General features: G+C 65.1%; 14 protein-coding genes. 4 read left to right on the forward strand and 10 right to left on the reverse strand.

From position 1 onward, the window contains the following. Positions 1-67: 67 nt before the first annotated feature. A complete protein-coding gene (locus FJ957_RS15340) occupies positions 68-223 on the reverse strand; it encodes a hypothetical protein (RefSeq protein WP_140832702.1) in 156 nt (51 codons plus the stop codon). A 297-nt stretch (positions 224-520) separates the two neighbouring features. Here FJ957_RS15340 and FJ957_RS15345 point away from each other — a divergent pair, with 297 nt between their 5' ends. Beyond that, on the forward strand, positions 521-1,288 hold the full coding sequence (locus FJ957_RS15345) for an SDR family oxidoreductase (protein WP_140832704.1): 768 nt from the start codon (positions 521-523) through the stop codon (positions 1,286-1,288). A 225-nt stretch (positions 1,289-1,513) separates the two neighbouring features. Here the strand turns inward: FJ957_RS15345 and FJ957_RS15350 are convergent, their stop codons facing one another. The 6 genes from FJ957_RS15350 to FJ957_RS15375 all read right to left on the reverse strand — a co-directional run bounded on the left by FJ957_RS15350 (position 1,514) and on the right by FJ957_RS15375 (position 10,315). Beyond that, positions 1,514-2,458, reverse strand: a complete 945-nt coding sequence (locus FJ957_RS15350; protein WP_140832706.1) for an ABC transporter permease — start codon at positions 2,456-2,458, stop codon at positions 1,514-1,516. Beyond that, positions 2,455-3,510 carry an ABC transporter permease gene (locus FJ957_RS15355; protein WP_140832708.1) on the reverse strand — a complete coding sequence of 352 codons (1,056 nt, stop codon included), beginning with the start codon at positions 3,508-3,510 and terminating at the stop codon, positions 2,455-2,457. The genes FJ957_RS15350 and FJ957_RS15355 overlap by 4 nt, the downstream gene beginning before the upstream one ends. Beyond that, positions 3,510-5,030 (reverse strand): ABC transporter ATP-binding protein, encoded by a 1,521-nt coding sequence (locus FJ957_RS15360; RefSeq protein ID WP_140832709.1) that lies wholly within the window; start codon positions 5,028-5,030, stop codon positions 3,510-3,512. Before FJ957_RS15360 ends, FJ957_RS15355 begins: the two co-directional genes overlap by 1 nt. A gap of 205 nt (positions 5,031-5,235) precedes the next feature. Then, the gene (locus FJ957_RS15365) at positions 5,236-6,261 is read right to left on the reverse strand and encodes a BMP family protein (protein ID WP_140832711.1); all 1,026 of its coding nucleotides are present in this window, start codon (positions 6,259-6,261) and stop codon (positions 5,236-5,238) included. A 169-nt stretch (positions 6,262-6,430) separates the two neighbouring features. Beyond that, positions 6,431-8,506: a 3-hydroxyacyl-CoA dehydrogenase NAD-binding domain-containing protein gene (locus tag FJ957_RS15370; protein WP_140832713.1), complete on the reverse strand. Its 2,076-nt coding sequence runs from the start codon at positions 8,504-8,506 to the stop codon at positions 6,431-6,433. A 96-nt stretch (positions 8,507-8,602) separates the two neighbouring features. Next, positions 8,603-10,315 carry an MFS transporter gene (locus FJ957_RS15375; protein WP_140832715.1) on the reverse strand — a complete coding sequence of 571 codons (1,713 nt, stop codon included), beginning with the start codon at positions 10,313-10,315 and terminating at the stop codon, positions 8,603-8,605. A gap of 164 nt (positions 10,316-10,479) precedes the next feature. Here FJ957_RS15375 and FJ957_RS15380 point away from each other — a divergent pair, with 164 nt between their 5' ends. Next, positions 10,480-11,007 carry a TetR/AcrR family transcriptional regulator gene (locus tag FJ957_RS15380; protein ID WP_181177632.1) on the forward strand — a complete coding sequence of 176 codons (528 nt, stop codon included), beginning with the start codon at positions 10,480-10,482 and terminating at the stop codon, positions 11,005-11,007. 16 nt (positions 11,008-11,023) lie between these two features. On the opposite strand, the gene FJ957_RS15385 is transcribed toward FJ957_RS15380, so the two are convergent. Then, complete coding sequence (locus FJ957_RS15385) at positions 11,024-11,614, reverse strand: hypothetical protein (protein WP_140832719.1); 591 nt, start codon at positions 11,612-11,614, stop codon at positions 11,024-11,026. A 44-nt stretch (positions 11,615-11,658) separates the two neighbouring features. Next, entirely contained in the window at positions 11,659-12,267 is a 609-nt protein-coding gene (locus FJ957_RS15390; RefSeq protein WP_140832721.1) for a TetR/AcrR family transcriptional regulator, read from the reverse strand. Positions 12,268-12,345: 78 nt separating this feature from the next. Here FJ957_RS15390 and FJ957_RS15395 point away from each other — a divergent pair, with 78 nt between their 5' ends. Both FJ957_RS15395 and FJ957_RS15400 read left to right on the forward strand, forming a co-directional pair. After that, positions 12,346-13,629 carry an MFS transporter gene (locus FJ957_RS15395; RefSeq protein WP_140832723.1) on the forward strand — a complete coding sequence of 428 codons (1,284 nt, stop codon included), beginning with the start codon at positions 12,346-12,348 and terminating at the stop codon, positions 13,627-13,629. Between the two features lie 286 nt (positions 13,630-13,915). Next, the gene (locus tag FJ957_RS15400; RefSeq protein ID WP_140832725.1) at positions 13,916-15,490 is read left to right on the forward strand and encodes an alkaline phosphatase; all 1,575 of its coding nucleotides are present in this window, start codon (positions 13,916-13,918) and stop codon (positions 15,488-15,490) included. A 204-nt stretch (positions 15,491-15,694) separates the two neighbouring features. Here the strand turns inward: FJ957_RS15400 and FJ957_RS15405 are convergent, their stop codons facing one another. Beyond that, on the reverse strand, positions 15,695-15,976 hold the full coding sequence (locus FJ957_RS15405; RefSeq protein WP_140832727.1) for a hypothetical protein: 282 nt from the start codon (positions 15,974-15,976) through the stop codon (positions 15,695-15,697). Positions 15,977-16,079: the final 103 nt, after the last annotated feature.

Genomic DNA, 16,079 nt, shown 5'->3' on the forward strand with positions numbered 1-16,079 from the left:
ACGACGCCCTGGCCACTCCGATTACTCGACTCAGATTGTTTGACGGCGGGTCTCGGCCCGCCCTGGATCAGGGGATCAGCCCCAGGATCACCGCGCCGGTGAACACGAATGCAAGCGCGAAGACGAGATAGGCGAAGGTGCCGCCATAGGCGGGCCTCCAGCTCTGATCGGCAGTCAGCCTTTGCCCCTTGCGGGCGGCCTGGGCGTTCTGGATATAGGACATATCGACCTCCGTCACGACCATTAATCTATAAAGTTAGTAGACTTTGTCGATTGTTATTTTCGAGCGATTCCTGGAATGAATTTTTTAAAAGAGGACGGATCGTGGTTTTCCATACTCGCAGCGCAGGCAGTGTGGCCGATATCGGAACACAGGCAATCTGGCCGAACGGTTGAAAATCGGCCGTTTTCGCGGCGTTCACAGGTACAATATCCAATCGCTCGAACGGTCTTGGCCGCCTCGCGCATGACGGATAGCATCGCTTGGGCCAATATGGGCGGCACTGAAGGAGCAATAAGAATGGGTGGAAGGCTGGCGGGTAAGGTTGCCATCGTTTCCGGCGGCGCGACGGGCATGGGCGGGGCGGCTTCGGAATTGTTTGCCGCCGAAGGCGCCAAGGTGGCGATCATCGACCGCAATGGCGAGGCGGCCGGCAAGACCGCCGCGGCGATCCGGGCGCGGGGCCATGTCGCGGAGCATTTCGTGGCCGACGTTTCAGACGAAGCGCAGGTCGAAGCGGCGGTGAAGGCGGCGACGGAAAAGCTCGGCCCGGTCACGGTGCTGTTCAACCATGCCGGCACCATCGTCATCAAACCGTTCCTGGAAACGACGCTGCAGGAATGGGACTGGCTGCATGCCGTCAATGTGCGCTCGATGTTCCTGATGACGCGCGCGGTGCTGCCCGGCATGATCGCCGCAGGCGGCGGCTCGATCGTCTGCACCTCGTCGATCTCGGCCGTGGCGGCAACGCCGAACGAAGTGCTCTACGACACGACCAAGGGCGCCTGCCACATGTTCGCGCGGGCGATCGCGGTGGAATTCCGCGACCGCAACATCCGCTGCAACGCCGTCTGTCCCGGCTTCATTCGCACGCCGCATGGCTTGCGCGAAGTGGCCGATCTCGGCAAGCTCGGCGTCGACGTCTCGGACGCGGCGATGGCCGCGCAGCAGGGCCGCATCGGCGAGCCGGAGGAAGTGGCGAAGGCCGCGCTGTTCTTGGCGAGCGACGAGTCGAGCTTCGTCAACGGCGCGCATCTGTTTGTCGACAACGCGTTCACGGCGATTTGAGGCCAGCTTGGCGCCTTCCTCTTCCCCCGTCGATCGGGGGAGAGGTGTCGAGCGTAGCTCGACGGAGTGGGGGGTCGACCCTTGGCGCGGTTGCCGAAATACTCTTGCGCCTGGGCCCCATTTCAATATTCGTTGGCGACGGTTGCAAGGCGGTTCCCCCACTCCGTCGCTGCTTCGCAGCGCCACCTCTCCCCCCTCCGGAGGGAGAGGAAAGGCGTTCCTCGTCTAACGCTCCTCCCGTCGGAACGGCTTCAGCAGCGCCGAAGGCGCGACCGCGTTGCGCGACATGAAAGCCATGGCGACGATGGTGAAAATGAAGGGCAGCATCAGGAACGCTTCATAAGGGACGTGGCCGAGGCCGCTCGCTTGCATCCTGAGCTGCAGCGCGTCGACGAAGGCGAAGAGCAGTGCGGCGCCCGCCGAGCGCCATGGGTCCCAGCGGCCGAACACCACCAGCGCGATCGCCACCCAGCCTCGTCCGGATACGACGCCGAAGGTGAAGGCGTTGAACTGCGCCATGGTGAGAAAGGCGCCGGCAAGGCCCATCAGCGCGCCGCCGAGGATCACCGCCTGAAAGCGCGTGGCGACCACGCTGACGCCGGCCGAGTCCGCCGCGCGCGGGTTCTCGCCGACCATGCGCACGGAAAGCCCCCATGGCGTGCGGTAGAGCACGAAGGCAGCGAGCGGGACGGCGATGATGGCGAGATAAACGAGCGTGAACTGGTTGAACACCGCCGGGCCTAAAATCGGAATGTCCGAGAGCAGCGGGATAGCCACCGGCCTGAAGCCGGTAATGCTCGGCGGCACCGATTGCTGGCCGAAGATCAGGCGGTAGAGGAAATAGGCAAGGCCGGATGAGAACAATGTCACGCCGATGCCGCAGACATGCTGGCTGAGGCCCAGTGCCACCGTGAACAGCGCATGCAGCGCGCCCATCAGCATGCCGGTCAACACCGCGACAAGCACGCCCAGCCACAGGCTGCCGCTCAGGCTGGCGGCTGTGAAGCCCGCCATCGCCGAGAGCAGCATGATGCCCTCGATGCCGAGATTGAGCACGCCGGCGCGCTCGGAAAACATTTCCCCCAATGTCGCGAAAGCGAGCGGCGTGGCGATGCGGATGATGGCGGCGAGGAAGCCGACCTGGAAAATCTGCTCGAACACCGCGCTCATCTTTGCGCTCCCACGCGGCGGATGCGGTAAGCGGTGAAAAGCAGCGCCACCAGCATGGCAAGCAGCGCCGTGCCCTGGATGACGTCGCTGAGGAAGGCCGGCACGCCGGTCGCGCGCGACATCGCCTCGGCGCCGGTCATGACTGCGGCCAGGAAAATCGCCGCCGGCACCACGCCGAGCGGGTTGAGCCGGGCGAGCATCGCGACGACGATGCCGGAATAGCCATAGCCCGGCGAGATGTCGCTCATCACCTGGAAGTGCACGCCGCCGACCTCGCCAACGCCGGCGAGCCCGGCCAGCGCGCCGGACAGCAGCGCGGTGGAGATGAGCACGCGCTGCACGTTGATGCCGCCATAGCGGGCGGCTTCCAGGTTCTCGCCGGTGACGCGGATGCGGAAGCCGAGCGTAGTGCGCGCGATCAGGAACCAGCAAAGCGGTGCGGCGATCAACGCCATGACGACGCCGAGATGCAGGCGCGTGCCTTCGATCAGCACCGGGAAATTGGCCGCGTCCTCGATCGGCGGCGAGATCGGGTAGCCGCTGAACGTGTCCTTCCACGGTCCCTCGATCAGCGCCATCAGCGCGTAATAGATGACCGAGTTGAGCAGCAGCGAGCTCACCACGTCGTCGACCTTGAATTTTACGCGCAAAGTGGCGGGGACCAGCGCGACGAGCGCGCCTGCCGCGGCCCCCGCCAGCGCCATCAACAGCATGGCGAGATAGCCCGGCATCGGGATAGCGCCGACGAAGCAGCTTGCCACCGCGCCGGCGAGCAATTGACCTTCGGCGCCGATGTTCCAGAATTTGGCGCGGAAGGCGATGGCCACGGCAAGGCCGGTGAAGATCATGGGTGCGGCGCGCACCAGGGTTTCCGTGATGGCGTAGCTGTCGCCGAGCGAGGCGGACAGCATGACGCCATAGGCTTCGACCACGCCGGCTCCGGCGATGGCAATCAGGCCGCTGCACAGGATGAGCGTCGCGGCGATGGCCAAGAGCGGCAGCGCGAGGTTGAACCAGGCGGGTGTCGAGGCGCGGACTTCGAGGCGAAACATCAGGCCGCCTCCTCGGTGTGCCCTGCGCCGGTCATCATCAGGCCGAGCCTTGCGACGGTGGCATGCGCGCTGGGAAGCGTGCCGGCGATGCGGCCCTCATACATCACCGCGATGCGATCCGAGAGCATCAGCAATTCCTCGAGGTCCTCGCCGATGACGATGATGCCGCAGCCCTTGGCGCGCATGGCCAGGAACTTCTCGTGGATGAAGCGGGCGGCGCCGATATCGAGCCCGCGCGTCGGCTGCGAGACGATCAGCACCTTCGGGTCGAAGGCGAGTTCGCGGGCCAGCAGCGCCTTCTGCAGATTGCCGCCCGACAGCGCGCCGGCGCGCACCATCGGGCCGGGGCAGCGAATGTCGTAGGCCTTGATCTGCGCTTCGGCGAAGGCACGGATCGCGGCCGGATTGAGAAGTCCCTTGTGGCTGAATGCCTCGGTGCCGATGCGCGGCAGCACCATGGAATCGGCGAGTGGGAGGTTGGTGACGAGGCCGGTCGTCATCCGGTCTTCCGGTATGCGGCCGAGGCCGAGCGCCTGCAGCTCGCGCGGCGAAAACTGCGCAACCGTTTTGCCGGCTATCGTCATCGCTCCGGCCTTGGGCGCCAGCATGCCGGAAATGACGTCGGCAAGCGCCCGCTGGCCATTGCCGGAGACGCCGGCGATGCCCAGGATCTCGCCCGCGCGAATGAAAAGCGAGACGTCGCGCAACGGCGTCCCGGCATGGCCGGCGGTGGAAATGCCGTCGAGCGTCAGCACGGAAGCGCCGGGCGTCGAAGCCTCCTTGACCGGCGGCACGATTTCGTGGCCGCACATCAGCTTCGCCATCTCGGCCGAGGTCGTTTGCGCCGGACGGTCGACGCTGCCGGCGACCTTGCCGTGGCGCAGCACCACGCAGCGATGGGTGAGGGCGCGAACTTCATTCAGCTTGTGCGAGATGAAGATGATGCCGAGCCCTTGCGCCGCCATCGAGCGCAGGGCGGCGAACAGGCCGTCGACCTCGCTCGGCGCCAGCACCGCCGTCGGTTCGTCGAGGATCAAAAGCCTGGCGCCGCGGAACAGCGCCTTGATGATCTCCAGCCGCTGCTGCTCGCCGACCGACAGCGCCGAGACCGGCAGGCTTGGGTCGAGGCTCAGCCCATACTGCCGGCTTATTTCGTCCAGGCGGGCAAGCCCGCGCTCACGGTCGATGCGGCCGGACTTGCCGGGAATGCCGATCAGGAGGTTTTCCAGCACCGTCAGCCGCGGCGCGAGGTGGAAATGCTGGTGCACCATGCCGATGCCGGCGGCGAGCGCATCGGCCGAATTGTGGATGGCGACGGCCCTGCCTTCGACCAGTATATCGCCGGCGTCCGGCGCATAGGCGCCGAATAGCACGTTCATCAGCGTCGTCTTACCGGCGCCGTTCTCGCCGAGCAGCCCAAGGATCTCGCCCGGCGCGACGCTGAGATCGACGGCCTCGTTCGCCTTGACGGCGCCGAAGCGCTTGGTGATGCCGCGCATTTCGATGAGTGGGGCGGACAAGGGTGCTCCCTGGATTTGCGATCCGGCTAACTACGGAGGGCAGCGCTGCACCCCTCTCTGACCTGTCGGCCATCTCCCCCTCAGAGGGGGAGATCAGATGTCAGCTCCACTTTCGCCAATCGCCAACCTTGGAGCACAAGTCGGCAAGGCTGCTCCCCTCGAGGGTCCGGCAGGCCAGAGATCGGGCCTCGCGCCACCCCAGGCGTCAATCCGAAACCGGCGTGTTCTCGTCGACGTCGACGCGGAAATTGCCTTCGAGGATCTCGGCCTTCTTCTTCTCGACCAGGTCCTTGACGTCGGCGGGCAGCGTCTTGTCGAATTTGTGGAAGGGCGCCAGATACGAGCCGCCCTTGGCCATGCGCGAGAAATCGCCATAGTCCTGCGCGGTGAAGACGCCGGCCTTGACCAGCTTGATCGCCTGCTCGACCGTCGGGTACATGTCCCACACCGGGCCGGTGATGACCGTATCCGGCCCGAGGCTCGACTGGTCGGACATGTTGGAGATGGCAAAAATCTTCTTCTCGACAGCCGCCTCGATGACGCCGAAACGCTCGGCATAGATGACGTCGACGCCGGCATCGATCTGCGCCACGGCCGCTTCCTTAGCCTTGGGCGGATCGAAGAAGGAGCCGATGAAGGCGACCTTCTTCTTGATGTTCGGGTTGACCTCCTTGGCGCCGGCGAAGAAGGCGTTGACCAGCCGGTTCACTTCCGGAATGCCCATGGCCGCGACGGCGCCGACCGTGCCTGACTTCGACATTTTTCCGGCGATCATGCCGGAGAGATAGGCGGGTTCGTGGATCCAATTGTCGAAGACGCCGAAATTCGGCTCGGCGGGCCCAGCACCCGAGCCGAACAGCCAAGCCGTCTTCGGGAATTGTTTTGCCGTGCGGCGCGATTCACGCTCGGCGGCGAAAGCGTCGCCCAGCACCAGCTGGTAGCCGCCCTGCGCATATTCGCGCATCACGCGGCTGAAGTCGGCGGTTTGCACCTTTTCCGACCATTTGTACTCGATGCCCAGTTCCTTCTCGGCCTTCTGCAGGGCGACATGGATCTGATTATCCCACGGCTCCTCGATCGGCGTGGCGAAGATCGCCGCCACCTTCAGCTTCTTATCCTTGGCGAAGGCCGCGCCGGGCAGTGCCGCCGCCGCAAGGCCGAGCGCGCCGAGTTCCAGCATGTTGCGCCGCGACAGGCCGGCGCGCTGCGTTTTGCTACGTTCGTTTTCCATTGAAGTGCCCCTCTGTTCGACAGCCGTGTCGAGCCGGCCGTTCAAAAAAATGTCAGACGAGAGACTATGGAACGGTGGTTGAGATTTGTCCACATGGTCAAATTTGGTGTGCCGCCTCGGCGTTCGTCATCCTCGGGTCTACGCTTCGCTCCGCCCTGGAATGACGACGTTATGGGGCGCCGCCCGCACCTTCCCACGATCCCGTCTCGGCAAACTTTCTCAGCACCGGCGCCGGCTCGAAGATCGCCCTGCCGGTCCGCCCATGCCAATGCTCCAAGCGCTCGACGATCTTCGCCGCGCCTTCAAGTCCGGCCCAGAACATCGGTCCGCCCTTGCCGATCGGGAAGCCGTAGCCGTTGACCCACACGACATCGATATCGGACGCCCGCGCGGCGATGCCTTCCTCGAGGATCGTGGCGCCTTCGTTGACCAGCGGGTAAAGTGTGCGCTCGATGATCTCGTCGGCGCCGATCTGGCGCCGCGCTATGCCCAGTTCTTCCGCCTTGGCACGGATCAACGCCGCGACGTCGGGGTCGGCGATCGGCTCACGCGCGCCAGCCTCATAGCGATACCACCCGCGACCGGTCTTCTGGCCGAAATGGCCCTGCTCGCAAAGCGTATCGGCGATCACCGCCGTCTGGCCGCGCGCCTTGCGGTTGCGCCAGCCGATGTCGAGGCCGGCGAGATCGCCCATCTGGAACGGTCCCATCGGCCAGCCGAAATCGGTGAACGCCTTGTCGACCTGGGCGGGCGTTGCACCTTCGAGCAACAGCGCCTCGTTCTCCGCGCCGCGCGCGGCGAGCATGCGGTTGCCGACAAAACCGTGGCAGACACCGACGACGACCGCCACCTTGCCGATGCGCCGGGCGAGATCGGGGACCGTCGCCAGCACGTCGGGCGCGGTCTTTTCGGCCCGCACGATCTCCAAGAGCTTCATGACGTTTGCCGGCGCAAAGAAATGCATGCCGAGCACGTCCCCTGGACGCGAGGTCGAGGCGGCAATTTCGTTCACGTCGAGATAGGAGGTGTTGGTGGCGAGGATGGCGCCGGGCTTGGCGATGGCGTCAAGCCTGCCGAACACCTCTTTCTTCACCGCCATGTCCTCGAACACGGCCTCGATGATCAGATCGCAATCGGCGAGATCGGCATAGTCGGTGCTGCCCTTGAACAGTCCGAGCCGATTCTGCTTGGCCGCGTCTGTCAACGAACCGCGGCTGACCGAAACGGCGTAGTTCTTGTCGATCGTCGCCAGCCCGCGTCGCAGCGCTTCCTCGCTGGTCTCGACCAAAGTCACCGGAAGACCGCCATTGGCGAAAGCCATGGCGATGCCGCCGCCCATCGTGCCGGCGCCGATAATGCCGACGCGTTCGATCCGGCGCTTCCGCAGGTCCTTGCCGGGAATCTTGGCCGCCTCGCGCTCGGCGAAGAACAGATACCGCTGCGCCCGCGACTGGTCGCCGGAAACGAGTTTCAGGAAGAGCTGCCGCTCGGCCGCAAGCGCCTCGTCGAACGGCAAGGTGATCGCGTTGCGCACGGCTTCGGCGCAGGCAAGCGGCGCTTCAAGCCCGCGGGCCTTCCTGGCCAGTTCCGCCCTCTGGGCGTCGAAGGCGGCGAGATCGGTCCCGGCAAGGCGGTCGTCGCGGTCGCGCACCGGCGCGAACGGTTCGCCCCGCTCCACCATTTCGTTGGCGAAACGAATGGCCTGAACAAGCAGATCGCCATCGAAAGCCGCATCCACCAATCCGGTGGCCTTGGCTTCGTCGGCCGAAATCGGCGTTCCGGAAACGATCATGCCGAGCGCTTTCACAGCACCCACAAGGCGTGGCAGTCGCACGGTGCCGCCGCCGCCCGGCAAAAGGCCGAGCTTCACTTCGGGCAGGCCAAGTTTGGCGTCGCGATCGGCGACGCGGAAATGACAGCCCAATGCCAGCTCCAGCCCACCGCCGAGCGCGGTGCCGTGGATCGCGGCGACCGTTGGCTTGGCGATGGTTTCAAGCAAGGCGATGATGGCGCGCAGTTCCGGCTGCTGGATCGGCTTGCCGAATTCGGTGATGTCGGCGCCGGCGACAAAGGTACGCCCGGCGCAGGCGATGACGATCGCGCTTGCGGCGGGATCGTCGCGCAAAGCGGCGAGCGCCTCGTGGAGCGGCTTACGGACGTGAAAACTCAGCGCATTGACCGGCGGGTTGTCAATGGTGACCACCGCCACGCCGTTTTCGTTCGCGACGCTGACAAAACTGGACAAGCGGAACCTCCCGAGACCGGCTGCAATCGCGCAAGGGTTTACTCGGCAGCGACCCGAATGGGAACCCGATGCAGCGCTGGCCTAACGCTTGGCCGTTTAGCGTCGACTTGCTGCCTCGGCGGCCAGGTTCTCTGAAAACTCCGCCTCGGCGCCGCGGCCGCCGCGCCAGGAGGCGAAGGCGGCGCCCAGATAGAGGATCGCCGAGAAGGTGAAGGCGAAGACCAGCCCGTGCTTGAACGGCCCCGACATCAGCTCGGGGAAGAACTGATTGCCGGTCAGTGTCGCGGCGTTGGCCGGCGGCAAAGCGTGGAGCACGTCGGCCGGGATCAGTTCGCCCATCGGGTTGTAGCCGAGGAAGGCGGCGAACAGGCTGGCGACCGGCGGCATGTTGGCGACTTGGTGCGCGATCGCCTCCGGCACATGTTGCGCCAGAAGGCCGGCTTCCATCGTCGCCGGCAGGCTGGCGGCGAGGCCGACCAGCATCAGGCTGAAGAACAGGCCGATCGACAGCACCTGCCCGGCATTGGTGGTGGTGGCGCGCATGCCCGACGCCTGGCCGCGCTCGCGCGCCGGCACCGAATTCATGATCTGCGTCGAGTTCGGCGCCACGAACAGGCCGGAGCCGAGGCCGTTGAGGAAGAGCAGCCCGGCGAATGCCGTGTAGGAGAAGTCGGCCGGCAGCAGCATCAGCGCGACGAAGCTGGCCGCGCCCGCGACCATGCCGCCAACGGCGAAAGGCACGCCGCCGATGCGGTCGGAGAAATAGCCCGAGATCGGCCCGGCGATCAGGAAGCCGATTGTGAGCGGCAGCATGAAGATCGCCGACCAGAGCGGGGTCTGCTCGAAGGAATAGCCGTGCAGCGGCAGCCAGATGCCCTGCAGCCAGACGATCAGCATGAATTGCAGGCCGCCACGGGCGATGCCGGAGGCGAGGTTGGCGATGTTGCCATAGGCGAAGCCCGGAATGCGGAACAGCGACAGGTCGAGCATCGGCTTGGCGACACGGTTTTCGATGATCACGAAGGCGATCAGCGAGACGGTGCCGATGGCAAACAAGGTCAGCACTTTCGGGCTGGTCCAGGCCATCACCTGGTCGCCATAGGGCTGCAGGCCATAGGTGATGGCGGTGAGGATCATGACCAGGCCGAGGCCGAAGCTGATATTGCCCAGCCAATCGATGGTGTGGCTGGAGCGGTTCGGCGCGTCGTGCAGCTTGAGATAGGCCCAGATGGTGCCGACAAGCCCGAACGGCACGTTGATCCAGAACACAAGCCGCCAGTCGGTGTCGGCGAGCAGCCCGCCGATCAAAAGGCCGATGAACTGGCCACCGATCGCCGCCACGACATTGATGCCGAGCGCGAAGCCGCGTTCGTTCTCGGGGAAGGCGTCGGTGAGCAGCGCCGTGGAATTAGCCATGATCAGCGCGCCGCCGATGCCCTGGATGATGCGCACGCCGATCAGATACATGGCGGCGAAATCGCCTTGTCCCGGCAGAAGGCTGAGCGCGATGGAGGCGGCGGTGAAGATGGCGAAGCCCAGATTGTACATCTTCGCGCGGCCGAACTGATCGCCCAGCCGGCCGAAGGCAACGACCAGCACGGCGGTGGCGATCATGTAGCCGATGATCGCCCAGAGCAGGTAATTGATGTTGCCGGGGTCGAGCGCCTTGAGGCCGATGCCGCGAAACACCGCCGGCAGGCTTATCAAAAGGATCGAGCCATTGATGGCTGCGGCCAGCATGCCGAGCGTGGTGTTGCTCAGAACCATCCATTTGTGGCTCTTTGGGCGGTCCTGTCTTGCGGTGGTCATGGCGTTCAGATCCGGCGCCGCTGGCGCGTCGAGGGCCGGCAGGCTATATATGAGGATAGTTTCAGGTTTGGAATATGAGGATGGCCTCGGAAAAATCAAGCGCAACTGTGCCGCAGCCGCGTGCCCCACAGCAAAAAAGAGGCCGTGACCGCGTCGCCGCGCTGATGGCGGCGGCCTCGGAGCTGTTCGTCGAGAAGGGTTTCGACGCGACGACCATGACCGAGATCGCCGCCAAGGCGGGCGCCGCCATCGGCACGCTCTATCTCTTCTTCCCGACCAAGCAGGCGGTGGCGCAGGCAATCCTCGCCCAGAACGCGGAAGCGCTTTCGGCCGAGCTCGACGACCTGCGCGACCGGACGCAAGGGATGAGCGCGGCGGCGATCGCCGACCGGCTGTTCGCGCGGCTTGGGACCTTCATGGCCGGACATCCGGCCTACTCGGCGCTGCTCGACCTGCCGGGTGACGACGGCTGGCGGCGCGCCATGCGAGGGCACCGTCGCAGCCAGATCGCGACGCTGTTCGCCGCCGCCGATCCGCCGCTGCCGGTGGGACAGGCCGAAAGGCTGGCGGTGATCGTGCCGCAGCTGATGCGCATTCCGCTGACGCTGACCGGCGAGAAGCGGCTGCGCGACGGCGTGCTGGAGGACTTGCGGCTAATGCTTAGCCGGCATCTGGAGGCCGGCGAAGGCTGAGGAAGCCCGGTCGCGGTTAGTTGTCCACCCGGCCGAAAGCGGGCACGTCGCCGATCACTTCGCGCTTGTCCTTGCCGCAGGCGAAGGTCTTCGCCTTCTCATCGGCAAGCTTGCGCGCCTGGTCGTTGGCCTGCGGGTTGCCGGTAGCCAAAACCAGGCCGACGGTGCAGCCCCGATGCTCTTCCGGCTGCGCCACCTTGGCGACGACCAGCACGTCAGTCGATTTCTTCTCGTCCTGCGGGTCGCTGATCGAGCGGCGGTGGATGGCGGCGAAGGGAATGGCGACATCGCCATTGGTCTCGATGCGCCACTCGACCTTCGGGCCCGAGCCGTTGAAGGCGGTGAAGCTCTCCCAGACCGCGGTCATGTCCTCGGATGGGAAGCCATAATAGACGGATTCGCGCGCGTCGTCATAGCCGATCAGCACCGGGTAGCCGCGATAGCCGGAGCAGACGAGGCTCGCCCAGTCGCCGTCGCCTTCCGCGGCCTGCGCATAGGTGACGCAGTCCTTCTTCCAGTCGAGATCGGTGTAGGCGCTGGAGATCTCGCCGGCTTGGGCCGTCTGGCAGAGAGCGGCGAAAGCAAGCGGGATTGGAAGAACACGCATGGCTGACAACTCCGTTCGAGTTGCCGAAAGCGTAGCGTCAATTGCTATTTCTTCAAGCTGGCTTCGATCAGGAGGTCGGCGTTGCGCGCGACGGCGGCCGCCGGTCCGCCCAGGCCAAACAGCTGGCCGCTGATATAGGCGCCTTCGATGAGGAGCAGCAGGCCGTCGCCCAGCGTATCGGAATCGGCGGCGCCCATCGCGGCGGCCATGCCGCGCAGGCGCCGGCGCAGCTCCACTTTGTTGTTCTCGCTCACCACCCGCGCGGGATGCCCGCGCTCGGGATATTCCACCGCAGCGTTGGTCATGCCGCAACCGCGATAATCCGGTTTCTGCGTGCGTTTGCCGACCCGGGTCAGGAAAGCGATGATCTGCGCGCGCGGATTGCCCGGATGGGCATCGACGGCCTCGTCGAAGCGTTCCCAGAATTCGAGGTCGTATTTGCGCAGATAGGACGCGGCGAGCTCGTCCTTGGACGGGAAGCTGCGATAAAGGCTCGGCTTGGTGACGCCGGCGCGCTTGACGATCTCGTCGACGCCGATCGCCCGGATGCCCTCGCGATAAAAAAGGTCGCGCGCGACGTCCAGGATCTTGTCCGCAGCCTTCGGCGCCGGAGCTCCGCTCAATGACGCATCAATTTTATTGTCCGATGACATGCAAACAACTCGCTTGACAGTGTTACTGACCGGTACGTATGTAGGGCATCACCCCATTGCAACGTACCGGTCAGTAACATGATAGCCCAGTCCCGTCCGTTTGGCCAGCGCTACGCTTTCGTCGTCGTTGCCGTCATCTTCTTCTGCCTGTTGATCGCGGCCGGGCTTCGTTCCGCGCCCTCGGTGATGATGGTTCCGCTGGAAGAGAGCTTCGGCTGGCGTCGCGACGTGACCTCCTGGGCCGCCAGCGTCGGCATCCTGCTCTATGGCCTCACCGGTCCGTTCGCCGCGGCGCTGATGGAGCGCATCGGGCTGCGCCGCACGCTGCTCGGCGCGCTGCTGGTGATGTCGGGATCGACCGCGCTGAGCCTGTTGATGACTGAGCCCTGGCATCTCTTCCTCACCTGGGGCGTGTTTTCCGGCATCGGTTCGGGCGCGGTGGCGAGCGTGCTGGGCGCCACCATCGTCAACCGCTGGTTCAAGACCAATCGCGGCCTGATGATGGGGCTGATGTCGGCCTCCAGCGCCACGGGCATGCTCATCTTCCTGCCGGTGATCGCCTCGCTGGCGCAGAGCGGCGGCTGGAAGCCGGTGGCGATCGCCGTGGCGATCGCGACGGCGGCCCTGATCCCGTTCGTCCTGCTGCTGGTGCCCGAGCGCCCCGCCTCGATCGGCCAGGTGCGCTACGGCGCCGATGCCGACGACGTGCCGCCGGTGTCGCCCGCGTCGCAGGGCAATTTCCTGGCACATACGCTGAACACGCTGCGCCGGGCTGCCGGCACCCGGGTGTTCTGGTATCTGTTCGCCACCTTCTTCGTTTGCGGCTTCACCACCAACGGCCTCGTCGGCACGCATCTCATCGCCTTCTGCGGCGACATGGGCATCGGCGAGGTGCAGGCTGCCGGACTGCTGTCGATGATGGGCATCTTCGACCTGATCGGCACCACGCTGTCCGGCTGGCTCACCGACCGCTTCGATCCGCGCAAGCTCCTCGGCGTCTATTACGCGGTGCGCGGGCTGTCGCTGATCTACCTGCCTTATTCCGGCTTCTCGGCGACCAGCCTGGTCATCTTCGCCGTGCTCTACGGGCTCGACTGGATCGCCACCGTGCCGCCGACGCTGAGGCTTGCCAACGAGGCGTTCGGCGATCGCAGCGGACCGATCGTGTTCGGCTGGATCGTCGCCGGCCACCAGGTGGGCGCCGCGGCGGCCGCCGCCTTCGGCGGCACGATGCGCGAGCTGCAGGGCAATTACGAGCTGGCGTTCCTGATTGCCGGCATGACCGGTATTGCGGCGGCATGCATCTCGTTGCTGATCAACACCGACAGGCCGGCTTTCGAGCCGGAGGCGCAGGCGGCTTGAGGCATGTCAATATTCGGGTGAGGCCGGCCTGCAAACAGCAGTCTCCTGCGCTTCCGGTGCTCACGTACTTTAAGTACGCTCCGCTCCGGTTCTCGGAGACCGCCGTTTTCGGCTCGTCCCGACCCGAATCTCGACATGCCTCCCGGCGCAGTTTTTCCCTTCTCCGCGAGGGCAGAAGAGAAAGTCCAGACTGTTCACTGTTATCAAAACTTCATGGTTCCGAGACACGCCTGAAACATTGAGGCGAGAGCTTGGCGGTCCCGTTCAACGCCATCCGGAGACAGCCATGAACAAGCTTTCGTTGACTCGCCGCGCTTTCGTCACCTCGGCCAGCGCCTTCGGCCTTGTCGGCGCCTCCGGACTCGCGCTGCCATATTATTCCCGCGCCAGCCAGCGTCCGGCCTTCACGCATGGCGTCCAGTCGGGCGACGTGGATGCCACCTCCGGCATGGTGTGGACGCGCACCGACCGTCCGGCGCGCGTGATGTATGAAGTGTCGACCACCGAAAGCTTCGCCAATGCGACGCGGCTGGCGCCGCTCGATACCTCGCCGGCCAGCGACTACACGGTCAAGCGCCTGCTCACCGACCTCGCTTCCGATCAGGACATCTTCTACCGCATGGTGGCGGCCGACCTGTCCGACATCAACGCCGTCTCCGAGCCGATCGTCGGCCGCTTCCGCACCGCGCCATCTTCCAAGCGTGACGTGCGCTTCGCCTGGTCGGGCGACACCGCCGGCCAGGGCTGGGGCATCGACGAGACCGGCATGAAGACCTATTCCACTATCGCCAAGCACACGCCGGACTTCTTCCTGCATTCGGGCGACACCATCTATGCCGACGGCGCCTTGAAGGACGAGGTCGACCTGCCCGGCGGCGGCAAGTGGAAGAACGTCGTCATGCTCGACGGCAAGCGCAAGGTCGCCGAGACGCTGGACGAATATCGCGACCAGTGGAAATACAACATGATGGACAAGCATGTGCTTGGCCTCTCCGCCATCTGCCCGACCTTCTACCAGTGGGACGACCACGAGGTGCTCAACAACTGGTCGGATTCGAAGGATCTGACCGCCGACAATCGCTACACCGAAAAGTCCATCCATGTGCTGGCGGCCCGCGCGGCGCGCGCCTTCCATGAGATGACGACCATCCGTTACGAGCCGTCGGAGCCCGGCCGCGTCTACCGCAAGATTTCCCACGGTCCGCTGCTCGACGTGTTCTTCCTCGACATGCGCTCCTATCGCGGCCCGAACGGCCCCGACATGGAGGAGACGCTGACGCCGAAGTCGCGCATGATCGGCGAGGAGCAGTCCAAGTGGCTTAAGCGCGAGCTGGCCAACTCACGGGCGACCTGGAAGATCATCGCCGCCGACATGCCGCTCAGCCTCGTCGTCTGGGACGACGCGGCCAAGAAGGTCGGTTTCGAGGCCGTCAGCAATAACGACAATGGCGCGCCGAAGGGCCGCGAGCTCGAATTCGCCGATGTGCTGCGCTTCATCAAGAATGCCGGCATCACCAACACGGTGTGGCTGACCGCCGACGTGCACTACACCGCGGCGCATTACTACAACCCCGACAAGGCGCAGTTCCAGGATTTCAATCCGTTCTGGGAATTCGTCTCCGGCCCGATCCACGCCGGCACGTTCGGCCCCAACGACCTCGACATGACTTTCGGGCCGGAGCTGAAATTCATCAAGGCGCCGACCGCCGAGCAGGGCCAGAACCTGCCGCCGTCGGCCGGCCTGCAGTTCTTCGGTCTGGTCGATATTTCCGGCGCGACCGAGCAGCTCACCGTGCGGCTGATGGATCGCGACGACAACGAGCTTTACAAGGTGACGCTCGATCCGGTGCGGTCCGCGTAAGGTCGGCGCGGGGCGCCCCCTCTGTCCTGCCGGACATCTCCTGCGCAAGGGAGGAGATCGGCAGCTCCGCCGCTGCCGCTAGTCCTTCAGCGCTGGAGATTGGCGAAAGCCGACGCGACAGCTAATCTCCTCCCAAGCGGGGGAGATGTCCGGCAGAGGGGCGCGAAGGACCGCTAGGTTTGCCGCGTTATACGCGGCGGCAGATCAATCCGGATAGCAGGCCCGCGGAATTTTCGGCCAAACCGCGGTGTCGCAATTGGCGTCCTTCTGGCGCTGCTTGAAGGCGGCGCTGACCGGGCCGGTGACGATCGGGTCGACGCCGTCGGGCGCGTCGGCGAACATCTGCTGCGCGGTCCTGGCATCGGGCGGCTGTATGGAGCCGCTCTCTCTCAGGGCCGTCGCCGACTGTGCAACACCGGCCGCAAGCAACACGCCGAGCGCTGCCCACGCGAAAACCGGACGCAATCTGGACATCTGATCGGTCATGAACATCAAATCGCCCGGCCCCTCAAAGGTTCCGCCTTGGTTAACGAAATCATTTCACACCAAGACGTTTAAGAATCAGTGACCATGTATTTGGAGCCGGGCC

The organism is Mesorhizobium sp. B2-4-6, from assembly GCF_006442775.1.
In the GTDB taxonomy this organism is placed as follows: Bacteria; Pseudomonadota; Alphaproteobacteria; order Rhizobiales; family Rhizobiaceae; genus Mesorhizobium.

Bases quoted from the DNA above. Each gene is read 5' to 3' on its own strand.
- FJ957_RS15340 (WP_140832702.1), bottom strand. From the start codon at position 223: ATGTCCTATATCCAGAACGCCCAGGCCGCCCGCAAGGGGCAAAGGCTG.
- FJ957_RS15345 (WP_140832704.1), top strand. From the start codon at position 521: ATGGGTGGAAGGCTGGCGGGTAAGGTTGCCATCGTTTCCGGCGGCGCG.
- FJ957_RS15350 (WP_140832706.1), bottom strand. From the start codon at position 2,458: ATGAGCGCGGTGTTCGAGCAGATTTTCCAGGTCGGCTTCCTCGCCGCC.
- FJ957_RS15355 (WP_140832708.1), bottom strand. From the start codon at position 3,510: ATGTTTCGCCTCGAAGTCCGCGCCTCGACACCCGCCTGGTTCAACCTC.
- FJ957_RS15365 (WP_140832711.1), bottom strand. From the start codon at position 6,261: ATGGAAAACGAACGTAGCAAAACGCAGCGCGCCGGCCTGTCGCGGCGC.
- FJ957_RS15375 (WP_140832715.1), bottom strand. From the start codon at position 10,315: ATGACCACCGCAAGACAGGACCGCCCAAAGAGCCACAAATGGATGGTT.
- FJ957_RS15380 (WP_181177632.1), top strand. From the start codon at position 10,480: ATGGCGGCGGCCTCGGAGCTGTTCGTCGAGAAGGGTTTCGACGCGACG.
- FJ957_RS15385 (WP_140832719.1), bottom strand. From the start codon at position 11,614: ATGCGTGTTCTTCCAATCCCGCTTGCTTTCGCCGCTCTCTGCCAGACG.
- FJ957_RS15390 (WP_140832721.1), bottom strand. From the start codon at position 12,267: ATGTCATCGGACAATAAAATTGATGCGTCATTGAGCGGAGCTCCGGCG.
- FJ957_RS15395 (WP_140832723.1), top strand. From the start codon at position 12,346: ATGATAGCCCAGTCCCGTCCGTTTGGCCAGCGCTACGCTTTCGTCGTC.
- FJ957_RS15400 (WP_140832725.1), top strand. From the start codon at position 13,916: ATGAACAAGCTTTCGTTGACTCGCCGCGCTTTCGTCACCTCGGCCAGC.
- FJ957_RS15405 (WP_140832727.1), bottom strand. From the start codon at position 15,976: ATGACCGATCAGATGTCCAGATTGCGTCCGGTTTTCGCGTGGGCAGCG.